The organism is Bradyrhizobium sp. YR681 (assembly GCF_000282615.1).
Classification (GTDB): domain Bacteria; phylum Pseudomonadota; class Alphaproteobacteria; order Rhizobiales; family Xanthobacteraceae; genus Bradyrhizobium.
On record NZ_AKIY01000119.1, the window covers coordinates 1 to 11,713 of the forward strand.

The following is an 11,713-nucleotide window of genomic DNA, read 5'->3' on the forward strand; positions in this document are numbered from 1 at the left end:
CGCCAGCCGCACCGACGGCGGCGGCGCCTGCGAGCAGATGACGGCGATTGAGATCGGTCATGGAGAGGTCCCCTTCTGAGCGCGTTGCGGTTTTCCGCTTGCAAATGGCGGCGGAATAATCTCCCGCTTCGCCCAGAAGGCAAGACCTTCTTTCGGTGACGTGCCGTCGCACGTCACGATTATTTATTTGGGCCGCCGGGGAATTTTTCGCCCGTGGCCTGTCCACGCCAGTATCGCTTCGGTGCACGGCCGTAGACTCGCTTGAAGGCATGTCCGAAGGCGCTCTCCGACGAGTATCCCAGTTGCGCGGCGGTTGCCGAAACGGTCGCGCCACGTCGCAGCCGATCGCGTGCAAGCCGCATTCGCCATCGAAGCAGGTAGTCGAGCGGTGCCAATCCCACCAGCGACTTGAACCGCCTGGAAAATGCCGATCGCGACATGGCGATCGCGGCGGCCAATGCGTCGAGGGTCCAGGGGTAAGCCGCGTCTTCGTGCATCAGCCGGATTGCCTTGCCGATCCTCGCATCGACCAGCGCGTTGATCCATCCCAATCCTTCGCCGGCACCCTGATCCAGCGCCGCGCGGAGCACCTGGACGAGCAGGACGTCGGCGAGCCTGTCGGTGAGTACGGCCGCTCCGATTCCCGTCCCCCTGATTTCGAGGTCGAGAATCTGGAGCGTGGAATGAATGACGGACGCCGACGGACTGCGCGATGGTATCAGCAGAAAGCGAGGAAGCGCATCGAGCAGCAGCCCGGCATCTGACGCTTCGAAACCGAAACTGCCGGCGAGCAGGAGGGTATCGCTGCCCGCGTGACGCGCGACATCCGACTGCGTCCAATCGAACGCCGCCATGCCGTCCTCGGGAGCGAGGCGTTCGTCGTTGGCCAGCACATAGGCTGGCGCATTGGCCAGGAGAAAACAGTCGCCGCCGGCAAGCCGATGATGGGCTTCGTCGCCAAAATCGATCCAGCAATCACCTCGGATGACCGCACCGAACTTCAGGGCAGGCTTGGCCGGGAACCGGTACGACCAATTGCCACCGGCCTCAAACCGTGTGCAGCGCGCGGCGCGAACGTCCAGCAGCGAGAAGACCTGAGACAACGGGTCCGAGGTCTTGCCCGGGGTCTCGCCCAAGGTCGTATCCGAGAGATTGTCCAAGGCTTGATCCGATCTCGACGATTTTTGGCCAGTTCGAGCATAGATCATCCTCGCTTGCGATGCGAACTTCACCCCGCAACGAATTGAATGGAACACCCATGGCAGGCATCGCGGGCAAGGTCATCGCCATCACCGGCGCGAGCAGTGGAATTGGCGAAGCGGCCGCCAGACTTCTCGCTGGACGTGGCGCCGTTGTGGTCCTCGGCGCGAGGCGCTCCGACAGGCTCGAAACGCTGGCTGCGAGCATTGCATCAAAGGGGGGACAGGCGTCGTTTCTCGTCACTGACGTTCGACGGCGCGACGATGTCGCAGGCCTCGCCAACCTCGCGACAGCGAGGTACGGAAAGCTCGATGTCCTGATCAACAATGCGGGGATCGCGCCGATTTCCCCACTGGACGATCTGAGGGTCGATGACTGGGACGACATGATCGACGTGAACGTGAAAGGCGTGCTCTACGGCATCGCCGCGGCCTTGCCCGTGTTCCGCCGTCAGGGCTTCGGCCATTTCGTCAACACCCTGTCGACCGCCGGCATCAAGATCGTTCCGACGATGGCCGTCTACGCGGGATCGAAGAACGCCGTCAGGGCGATTTCCGAAGGGCTTCGCCAGGAGGCCGGCCCGTCGCTTCGGGTGACGACGATCTCACCCGGTTATGTCGACACCGAGCTGCCGTCCTCCATGACGGATTCCGCGTTACGGGAGCAAGGGCAAGCAAGCATGAAGGCGATGGCCATTCCGGCTGGCGCCATCGCGGAAGCGATGGCCTTCGCGATAGCGCAGCCGGATAATGTGGATGTCGGCGAGATCGTTATCCGCCCCACCGCCCAGGCCTGAATTTCGATCAGGCCCGGACGCCGCCGCCCATCACGACTTATTCGGGTTGATGAGGAATTTTTCACCGGTGGCGCGTTTGGCGTAGGCCGCGATGTTGGCGGGATCGAGCGTCTCGGGCAGCGACACGACCTTGGTGTAGTGGCTGGCGAAAGTGGTCTTCAGTTCGCTCACGACGCGCTGGCGCAATCGTCCGATGTCGGCCGGACCGATCTTCTGGAGGAACGGGGTCAGCAGCCAGCCGCCGACGCCCCAGGCCATGCCGAAGCCGCGCGGCAGCTCGATCGGACGAATGTCGAGCGCGCCGTAGACATAGACCTGCTTGTGGACGCTGGAGCCGTAGCGGCTGTATTCCTTGGCGGTCTTGTTGATCGCGATTTCCATGCAGTTGAGGATGTCGCCGGCGAGCTTGCCGCCGCCGATGGCATCGAAGGCGATGGTGGCGCCGGTCTCGACCAGCGCGGCCGTGAGATCGTCGAGGAAGCTTGGCGCGCTGGAATCGACGACGTGCCTGGCGCCGATCTTCTTCAGGATCTCCGCCTGCTCCTTGCTGCGCACGATGTTGACGAGCGGGATGCCGTCCTTGATGCAGATCTTGTTCAGCATCTGGCCGAGATTGGAGGCGGCCGCGGTGTGCACCAGCGCCTTGTGGCCCTCGCGCCGCATCGTCTCGGTCATGCCGAGCGCGGTAAGCGGATTGACGAACCAGGACGCGCCCTCCGCCGCCGTGGTGCCCTCGGGCAGCGGCTGACAGTCCCGCGCCTTCAGGGTCCGGTATTGCGAATACATGGCGCCGCCGATCATCGCGACCGTCTTGCCCATCAGCGCCTTCGCAGCATCCGACGAGCCGGTCTTGATGACGATGCCGGCACCCTCATTGCCGACCGGCAAGGATTGGTCGAGCCGCGCCCCCATCGCGCGCATCGCACCGTCAGGCACCTTTGCGGTGATAACGGGAGCGTCCTTCGTGCCGGATGCCTTGGCCGTGCTCATGTCGGCGGCGCCGACGAGCAAGCCGAGATCGGACGGGTTGATCGGCGCCGCCTCGACGCGGACGACGACCTCGTCCTCGGCGGGCTCGGGAGTCGGCACGTCGAGAAGCGAGATTTCCAGCTCTCCGCTCGTCTTGATCAGCGAACGCAGTTGCAGTCCGGTCTTGCCGTCGCTCATGTCGATCCTCCGCTTGATGCAGGAGCGTCAGCGATGCCTTGGGCCCCCGACCAACTCATGGCCTCAGGCCCAGGCATTGCAGCGCGACGCGCCCGGATAGGCGGCCTCCATACCAAGTTCCGGCTCGCCGCGCAGCAACTGATTGAACCGGAATTCTAGCCGACGGGAACGGCGGATTCGCGCTGCAGGATGTGCGGATGGCTACGCGGATGCAGATGCTGAAGTCCGATCGGCATTTCCTGCCCCGGTGGACGGGGACCGCCGAGATCGACATCCGACGAATACGCAAATGCATTGGTCGGCGACAGTCCCGACACCTTGAAGCACAGCCGCGCCTCCGGCAGACCGCCGCCGTAATCCTTCGGCGGAGCATATTCAACCGAGAGCCACATGATGTTGAAGCAGGCCGGACTGAGCAGCCCGATCATCCAGTCGCCGGTGAAGGCCTCTGGCGTCACGTAGGTCCAGGCATGCGGGTTGCTGCCGAGGCTCCAAAGTCCGAAGCCCGGCAAGACCGTGGCTCCGTCGGGACCGCCGGTGACCCTGACGTAGAGCTGAATCCATTCGGTACCCAGCGAGAACGTGAAGATGTAGGTCTTCCCGGTCATCACGGCATTGCTGCTCATGTCGTTGATGTACAATGACTGGTAGATGCCGGCCTGGTAAGTGTAGCCGTAGGTCGTCGGGACCAATCCCTGGGCACCGAACGCGGTGCCGTTTCCGGACCAGTATTGCTTGCTCGGCTTCCATGGCGGCGGCGGCGCGTTGGGCGGCCCGTAGGCAAGCGCCCCGGCCGTCACCTTCAGTCCGTTCACAGCGCCGCTGCTGATGTACGATGCGTTGTTGTCGAGGTTCAGGCCGACGGTAAGCCTGCCTTTGGTCTGCAAGGTCGGATCCGAGAGTGCGGGCATGATAATATCCTCTGATGAAACAGCCTGGGTGCAAATCAGTTCGTGTAATCTGAGCAGTATGAGCGTCCCTCCGGATGCCGGCCCGCGACCTAGGCCGAGCCCATCGAGACGCGCCTTGCAGTCAGCGTCGTCACTTCCTCCGCATCGATGATCTCCTTTCCGTGAACGATCTTGGCGATTCCGGCACTGACGTCGCTGACGATATCCATGACGCCGAGGAAAATACGGGCATCGGCCGGATCAAACACGTGCTTGGCAGGTTTCGCGATCGCCGACAGCGGCCCGGCGGCGCCGGCAACCCATTCCGAAACGCGCGCGGTGCCCACGCTCTCCTTCTCGTAGAGCATCCATGAGTTCATCCCCATCGAGAGGAGGCCGCCGGCCGAGAGGACGCACGATCCCGGGAACGAACCGCGCGGACCGCCCTTGAGCTTTCCCGCAACGACCCCCATGCTCCAGAGCAGCTTAAAGGCAACATTGCCATAGCCGGCCAGCCAGGCCGCGGACGTCGCCTTTGCGACCGGTGTGTCGAAAGCGAGCTTGGCGCCTGCCCCTCCCGGCCAGGCGAGCAACTGGATCAAGGTCGGGCCGAGGATGACGACCGCCAGCACCTGCCAGAGCGGAGGATCGTCGAACAATTCGAGATCGAGCCCGATATCGGCGACGCACCACACCGTCGTCTGGACGAGGCCGGACAGGATCAGCAGAACGCCGATCTCCTTCTTGCTCGACGCAACGCCCTGCTCGACCTGTTCGAGCGAGATCGGAGACTCCTCGAAGATGACGCGATAGAGCGTGGTCGCCACGAACGCGCAAAGCAGCGAGCCGAGCCCGACGACGGTCAGATCCTCCGAAGAGCCCGGGTTGATCAGATCGTAGAGCGCCTGGATGACGAAGTTGTTGATGGAGGCGCCGAACACGGCGGTGTTGAGCGCGACGAGATCCTTGGCGAAGAAGTTCAGAACGGACTGAACCAGTGAATCGAGAACCCGCAGGATCGCCAGGATCAGGTCCTTCACTTCGCCAACGATCGTTGCCAGCAGGACCTTGCCGAACTCGGATGTGCTGGTTGCCAGTGCCTGCAAGCGCTTGATGCTCGCCTGGATCAGCTTCGCAATCTCGGTGGCGAAGGCGGACTGCACCTGCGAGATCAGGGTCATCGCATCCTGCGTCATGGCCGACGGGATGTTGACGCCGACGCTGATGAGGCTGCCGAACGAAACCTTGTCCATCAGCCAGTTGGCGACGCTTGCACTGTCCTCGATGATCTCGAGAAACGTGCTCACGCCGGACGGCGCATCCATCCCGTCATCCGCGTCGATCTTGCCGAGATCCTTCTCGATCCCCGCAAAGGCCTGCTTGACGGCGCCTTCCATGGTCTCGAAGAAGCTGTGGCTGACCTTGCCGCCGTCTGCGGCGTAGCCGGCGAGCGACACCATGCCCTGGCTGAAGATCTGCTCGAACTTCCGCTTGGTGGCCCAGATATCCTTGCGCGCGTCGCTGAGCAGCCAGGCGAGGAAATTGTAGAGCCTGACGAAGAACGTCTTGACCGCATTGAAGACGGTCTCCACGAAACGGAAGGCGCTCTCCACGGTGTCGACGATGCCGTTCCACGCGATCTTGAGCTTGTCCGCCACCCAGTTGATGGCGAGTTCGAATCCGGTGGCGATGGGCTTGACGACATAGTCGTACACCGCATTGACCGCGGTCTCGAACGCATCGCCGATCGCCTCGATCGCATCCTCGAAGAAATCCAGGAAGCCGAAATCGGGGCGACCACGCAGCGCCGCGATCTCCGCGATGGCGGCGTCCGCCTCCGCCTCCGTCAGCGTCTTGAAGACAGCCCGCCCGCCTGCAACGGTGAAGCGGAAGGGCTGCCGGGGCTGCGCGCGCATCGGCAGCGGCAGCCGGAGGTCGTCCCTGGCGTCGAGCCGCGCGCGCACCAGCGCGACCGGTCCGTCGTGGATGTTGGCCATCGCTTCGGTGACGGCCAGCCGAATCTGATCGGCATCGGAACTGAACTCGCCCGGCACCAGTTGCTTGACCTGGGCCGTCGTGATGTTGCGCAGCCTTTCCTGCACATCATGATTGGGTGTCACCGCGAAATCGCCGCCGTCCATCATCAGGTCCGGCAGCCTGGCGCTCAGTCCCGCGGTAGTCAGCGTCCGCGTCTCCGTCGTCACCCGCAGGCGACCGGCCGCGTCGGTCGTGAACGTCACGGCGCGCGCCGGACCGAGGGTCACGACTTCGCCCACGATCGATGCGGTCACGACCTCGGTCGATTTGAGCGCGACCTTGGTGTTGGCGAGGGTGACACCCTTGGCATCGTAGAACGTCAGCGTCGTCGAATAGGTCTTCTGCTCGACCAGCTTGCGGGTTACCGGCGGATACTGGATCGGCTCCCGAGTCCAGCCGCCTTTGCTGCCGTCCGGCGCATCCGGATCATCGGGCGGGCTCTGCCACATCCGCATCAAGCCCTTCGTCGGCACGTAGCCGATCAGCTCCGCATCGCCTTCCGTCCCCCGCGCGGTGAGGATGTTCCTCAGGCGAAGGAAGAAGTCGAATTTGGTGTCCAACGGTGGAGTCGCGATGAATTGCAGCGCGCCGCTGTCTTCGAGCGCAAACAGCGCCAGCGGGTTTGCGCCGGCACTGGCAACGGCCAGCGCGGTCGCCTTGATCGCGGAATCCACGACCACGAAGCCCGCGTTCGGATTGCTCCCGTCGAGATACTGGATCTGCGGCCTGTCGCTCATGTCGCCGGGATCGGCAATGAACACTGCCGAATTGTTGTCTGCCTGGGTACCTATGGCCAGCGAGCGGAATACGACGCTCGACGCCAACAAACTTGCCGTCGCGGTGAAAGGGGCAGCCACCGTGAACAGGTCGAGCGCGACCGGCGTTGCGGCGGCGGTGTTGGCGAACAGGAGGCAATCGACACCCGCGATGGTGCAGCTCTCGATGATGGTCTGGTCGGTTTCGGTGATGTAATGCCATGACGGCTTCGCAGCGGCCCAATCGATGCGCCACAGGCTCGATTGGCCCGTCTGCCCCGGCGACGGGCCGAGCAGTGCGAACAGGTTCAGCTTGCCCGCGATGGTGAAGGCCGCAAGCTTGCTGGCCTGCACGAACATCGGCACGGAGCCGTCCGGTACGATCGGCTGCGGTGAGCTCCACGATCCCCCGCTCTGCCGCGTCATGACATAGATGTCGGGTGCCGCCACATTCGAGCCGATGGCAAAGACGGTGAACCGGCCGCTCGCATCGATGCCGCCGACGACCTGGCTGGGCTGCAGCGTGGCATCGACGACTTCCTCGCTCCAGCCCGTGTCGCTGCCGGAGTTCCGGCGCAGCGACATGATGTTGCCGGTCGATCCGAGGTAGAGCAGGCTGTAACTGCCGTCCGCCTGTATCGCCGTCAGATCCGTCTCGCCGGTCAGGTCGGTGGCGTAGACGAAATCGTCCATCAATTGGCCGCTGGCCTGAACGGTAACTGATCCATCCGTGCTGACGGCCCGGGTTGCTCGCAATCTGGTCATACTGGCGCTCCGCGTTGGGCGAGGCAAAGCACCGGCGCTTCCGCGTCAGACAGGCGCGGAACGTCAAATGGCTAAAAATGGAATCGATAAAAAATAAACCTCGCCTATAAGGTGATCGATTAGTTCACCTCAACCTGACCGTGTCAACGGCAGCATCGATCGACGCCGATCAAGCTGCCGTGACATGGTGCGGGACTGCGCGTGGCGCGTTATGCCAGCGCCTTCAGCGCCGCTTTGCCGCCGTAGAGCGCCTGCTTGCCGAGCTGCTGCTCGATGCGCAGGAGCTGGTTGTACTTGGCGGTGCGATCGGAACGCGCGAGCGAGCCGGTCTTGATCTGCCCGCAATTGGTGGCGACCGCGAGGTCGGCGATGGTGGAATCCTCGGTCTCGCCGGAGCGGTGCGACATGACGGAGGTGTAGCCGTTCTTGTGCGCCATCTCGACGGCGGCGAGCGTCTCGGTCAGCGTGCCGATCTGGTTGACCTTGATCAGGATCGAGTTGGCGCGGCCGGCCTTGATGCCTTCGGCGAGGCGCTTGACGTTGGTGACGAAGAGATCGTCGCCGACCAGCTGGCACTTCTTGCCGATGAGGTCGGTGAGCTCCTTCCAGCCGTCCATGTCGTCTTCCGACATGCCGTCCTCGATGGTCACGATCGGATAGCGGCCGACGAGATCGGCAAGATATTTGGCCTGCTCGGAGATCGAGCGGGTCCTGCCCTCGCCTTCATAGACGTACTTGCCGTCCTTGAAGAACTCGGTCGATGCGCAGTCGAGGCCGAGCACGATGTCGGTGCCCGCCTTGTAGCCGGCCTTGCCGATCGCGTTCATGACGAATTCGAGCGCAGCGTCGGCCGACGGCAGGTTCGGGGCGAAGCCGCCCTCGTCGCCGACATTGGTGTTGTGGCCGGCCTTCTTCAGCTCGGACTTGAGCGTGTGGAAGACTTCGGCGCCGTAGCGCAGCCCTTCCGCGAAGGAGGACGCGCCGACGGGGAGGATCATGAACTCCTGGAAGTCGATCGGGTTGTCGGCATGCACGCCGCCATTGATGATGTTCATCATCGGCACCGGCAGGAGGCGGGCCGAGGTGCCGCCGACGTAGCGGTAGAGCGGCATGTCGAGCGAGTTCGCGGCGGCCTTGGCGCAGGCGAGCGAGACGCCGAGGATGGCGTTGGCGCCGAGCCGGCTCTTGTTCGCGGTGCCGTCGAGGTCGATCATGATCTGGTCGATCTGGGCCTGCTGCTCGACGTCGAGACCGCTCAGGGCCTCGAAGATCTCGCCGTTGACGGCGCCGACCGCCTTGGTGACGCCCTTGCCGAGATAGCGCGCCTTGTCGCCATCGCGCAGTTCCACCGCCTCATGGGCGCCGGTGGAGGCCCCTGACGGCACCGCAGCACGGCCGAGCGCGCCATCTTCCAGCACGACGTCGACCTCGACGGTGGGATTGCCACGGCTGTCGAGAATTTCGCGGCCGATGATATCGATGATGGCGGTCATGAGAGCCTCTTTCCGGGGAACAAAGGGGGCAGTTGGCGGTGCTTCTACCGCAATGCATCGAAGTGGAAAAGGCCGGGTGACGTTCCCCCCATGATTGGCTAAGAGGGCGCCACGGAGGCCGCCTGATGTCGAAAAAATCCAGTAAATCGAAGAACTCCCCTGCTCTGCAACTCGGCCGCGCCGTGGAATGGCCGGATACGCCCGAGAAGGCGAAGCTCGACCGCGTGCCCAATCCGCAAGCAGGTACCGATTATCTGGTCCGTTTCACCGTCCCCGAATTCACCTCGCTCTGCCCGGTGACGGGCCAGCCGGATTTCGCCCATCTGATGATCGACTACGCGCCGGGCCAATGGCTGCTGGAGTCGAAATCGCTCAAGCTCTACATCGCGAGCTTCCGCAACCACGGCGCCTTCCACGAGGATTGCACCGTGATGATCGGCAAGCGCATCGCCTCGGAAATCAAGCCGAAATGGCTTCGCATCGGCGGCTACTGGTATCCGCGCGGCGGAATTCCCATCGACGTGTTCTGGCAGACCGGCCGCGTGCCGAAGGGCCTGTGGGTGCCCGAGCAAGGCGTCGCGCCGTATCGCGGGCGGGGCTAGTCGGAGACGAACGAGGATGAAATCCATGTCGGCAAAATTCCGCAGTCTGGCCTTGGGCGTCCTGAGCGTCCTGTGGTTCACCGTCGCGTCCGAGGCCGCCGAAGTCCGGGTGATGATCTCGGGCGGATTGGCGGCTGCCTACAAGGCGCTCGTGCCGGAATTCGAGAAAGCCACCGGCAACAAGGTGCTCACGGAATATGGGCCCTCGATGGGGACCACCACCAATGCGATCCCGGTCCGGCTGGAGCGTGGCGAGCCGGCCGACGTCCTGATCATGGTGGGCTATGCCCTCACCGATCTCGCCAGCAAGGGCAAGGTCGTCGCCGGCAGCCAGGTCGACCTCACCAGATCGCCGATCGGGGTTGCCGTGAAATCGGGCGCGCCGAAGCCGGACATCAGCTCGGTGGAAGCGGTCAAGCGCGCGCTGCTGGCGGCGAAGACGATCGCCTATTCCGACAGCGCGAGCGGCGTCTACGTCTCGACCGAGATGTTTGCAAAGCTCGGCATTGCCGATGTCATGAAGGACAAGGCGCGAAAGATTCCGGCAACGCCGGTCGGCGAGATCGTCGCGCAGGGCGAGGCCGAACTCGGGTTTCAGCAGATCAGCGAGTTGAAGCCCGTGAAGGGCATCGATATCGTCGGGCCGCTGCCGAACGAATTGCAGCAGATCACGATCTTCTCGGCCGGGATCGCAAGCGTTTCGAAAGAGCCCGAGGCCGGCCGGGCCTTGATCAAATTTCTCGCCTCCCCCGCCGCGCGCGACGCGATCATCGCGAGCGGCATGGAGCCGATCCCAAACTAGCGCTTATGCCGGCTCGCGGGCAGATCAATGCCCGCTCAGCACCAGCGTCTTCACCGGCAGCAGCAGGGCCTGAATCCGCAACAGCATGGCGTGCACGAGCCCCGTCGCATCGACAACATGCAATCCAAAGCTCTTGAACGCGCCGACCTGCCCCGACGAGATCAGTTCGTGGTTGCTGGTGTAGGCGTTGGCGATGCAACTGCTGCCGGGCGTCACGCCCTGGAGGCCGCCTTTGTAGATCGGCTCCATGAAGACGAGAATTGTGCCGGGGCGAACGGTATTCTGCGCTTCGAGCAGTTGCTCGCCGCCCCTGAACTGGCCCGCCGCGATGTAATCCTGCACGTCGGTGATCACCATCGGAATGATCGTCCACGGCTTGGAAATGCAGGTGGCCTCGGCCACCATCCCGACCTTCATGACCTGTGCTTCGATTTGACCGAACCCCGCCGACAGGGCGCGTTGCCCGGCGCCCTCGGCGATCAGCACGCCCGCTGACCGGATCATGGGATTGACCACATCGCCCGGCCGCAGCAGGAATTGCTCGACACGGCCGTTCACGCCGGCGCGAATGAAGGTCTTGTCCAGATCGACCTGCGCTTCGGCAAGCGTCGCCTCCGCGCTTGCCTTTTCTGCCGGAAGAAGCGCGCTGACGCGCGTCGTTGCCGACTGCTTTGCGGCGGCTGCGGCATCGACCGAGCCTTGGCGGCCGGCGACGGCCACTTCGAGCTTTTCGATATCCCGCTGCGGCACGATGCCTGGATTGCGCTTCTGGAGTTCGCGCTTGACGTCGAGTTCGTCGTTGGCCTGTTGCAGCGCGCTCCTGGCTTCCTGAAGCTGGCCCTCCGACTTGAGAATATCGGCCTGCGCCGCCAGCAACGATGCATCGACCTCGGCGATTTTGCGCTTCGCCGTCTCCAGCGACGCCTGCTGCTTGGAATTGTCCAGCCTGAAGATCACGTCGCCCTTTTTGACCGGCGCGCTGTAGTCGACGTGAACCTCCGCCACCCGGCCGGTGATCTCCGGGACGATCGGGACGGTCCGATAGTACAACGTCGCTGAACTGGTCGACGGATGAAAATAGAAGATCATCGTGATCAGAGAGACCGTCAGCATCAGGCAGGCGATGATGCCAAATCGCAGCTCGAACCAGACCGAGAAAAGCGTGATCTCGCGCCCGATGCGCTTTCCCTGCCGATAGCGGCGGGG

Annotated in this window: 9 protein-coding genes; 3 read left to right on the plus strand and 6 right to left on the minus strand. The window is 63.6% G+C overall.

Going from position 1 to position 11,713, the window contains the following annotated elements; translation table 11 throughout:
• Positions 1-179 precede the first annotated feature (179 nt).
• Positions 180-1,160: an AraC family transcriptional regulator gene (locus PMI42_RS11495; RefSeq protein ID WP_008133887.1), complete on the minus strand. Its 981-nt coding sequence runs from the start codon at positions 1,158-1,160 to the stop codon at positions 180-182.
• A 98-nt stretch (positions 1,161-1,258) separates the two neighbouring features.
• On the opposite strand from PMI42_RS11495, the gene PMI42_RS11500 reads away from it, so the two are divergent.
• The gene (locus PMI42_RS11500) at positions 1,259-1,996 is read left to right on the plus strand and encodes an SDR family oxidoreductase (RefSeq protein WP_008133889.1); all 738 of its coding nucleotides are present in this window, start codon (positions 1,259-1,261) and stop codon (positions 1,994-1,996) included.
• A 30-nt stretch (positions 1,997-2,026) separates the two neighbouring features.
• On the opposite strand, the gene PMI42_RS11505 is transcribed toward PMI42_RS11500, so the two are convergent.
• The 4 genes from PMI42_RS11505 to eno all read right to left on the minus strand — a co-directional run bounded on the left by PMI42_RS11505 (position 2,027) and on the right by eno (position 9,103).
• Positions 2,027-3,163, minus strand: coding sequence for a zinc-binding dehydrogenase (locus tag PMI42_RS11505; protein WP_008133892.1), 1,137 nt, complete (start codon positions 3,161-3,163; stop codon positions 2,027-2,029).
• Between the two features lie 155 nt (positions 3,164-3,318).
• Positions 3,319-4,074 (minus strand): hypothetical protein, encoded by a 756-nt coding sequence (locus PMI42_RS11510; protein WP_008133893.1) that lies wholly within the window; start codon positions 4,072-4,074, stop codon positions 3,319-3,321.
• A gap of 89 nt (positions 4,075-4,163) precedes the next feature.
• On the minus strand, positions 4,164-7,610 hold the full coding sequence (locus PMI42_RS11515) for a PLL family lectin (protein WP_008133894.1): 3,447 nt from the start codon (positions 7,608-7,610) through the stop codon (positions 4,164-4,166).
• Positions 7,611-7,819: 209 nt separating this feature from the next.
• The gene (gene eno, locus PMI42_RS11520; protein ID WP_008133898.1) at positions 7,820-9,103 is read right to left on the minus strand and encodes a phosphopyruvate hydratase; all 1,284 of its coding nucleotides are present in this window, start codon (positions 9,101-9,103) and stop codon (positions 7,820-7,822) included.
• A gap of 125 nt (positions 9,104-9,228) precedes the next feature.
• On the opposite strand from eno, the gene queF reads away from it, so the two are divergent.
• Positions 9,229-9,705, plus strand: a complete 477-nt coding sequence (queF, locus tag PMI42_RS11525) for a preQ(1) synthase (RefSeq protein WP_008133899.1) — start codon at positions 9,229-9,231, stop codon at positions 9,703-9,705.
• A gap of 16 nt (positions 9,706-9,721) precedes the next feature.
• Positions 9,722-10,507, plus strand: a complete 786-nt coding sequence (locus tag PMI42_RS11530; RefSeq protein WP_035965299.1) for a substrate-binding domain-containing protein — start codon at positions 9,722-9,724, stop codon at positions 10,505-10,507.
• Positions 10,508-10,531: 24 nt separating this feature from the next.
• Here PMI42_RS11530 and PMI42_RS11535 read toward each other — a convergent pair.
• On the minus strand, positions 10,532-11,713 hold a 1,182-nt coding region (locus tag PMI42_RS11535; protein ID WP_008133905.1), incomplete at its 5' end, for an HlyD family secretion protein.

What these genes read in the sequence shown, in the direction of transcription:
- PMI42_RS11500 (WP_008133889.1), top strand. Translation starts at nt 1,259, where the DNA reads ATGGCAGGCATCGCGGGCAAGGTCATCGCCATCACCGGCGCGAGCAGT.
- PMI42_RS11505 (WP_008133892.1), bottom strand. Translation starts at nt 3,163, where the DNA reads ATGAGCGACGGCAAGACCGGACTGCAACTGCGTTCGCTGATCAAGACG.
- PMI42_RS11510 (WP_008133893.1), bottom strand. Translation starts at nt 4,074, where the DNA reads ATGCCCGCACTCTCGGATCCGACCTTGCAGACCAAAGGCAGGCTTACC.
- PMI42_RS11515 (WP_008133894.1), bottom strand. Translation starts at nt 7,610, where the DNA reads ATGACCAGATTGCGAGCAACCCGGGCCGTCAGCACGGATGGATCAGTT.
- eno (WP_008133898.1), bottom strand. Translation starts at nt 9,103, where the DNA reads ATGACCGCCATCATCGATATCATCGGCCGCGAAATTCTCGACAGCCGT.
- queF (WP_008133899.1), top strand. Translation starts at nt 9,229, where the DNA reads ATGTCGAAAAAATCCAGTAAATCGAAGAACTCCCCTGCTCTGCAACTC.
- PMI42_RS11530 (WP_035965299.1), top strand. Translation starts at nt 9,722, where the DNA reads ATGAAATCCATGTCGGCAAAATTCCGCAGTCTGGCCTTGGGCGTCCTG.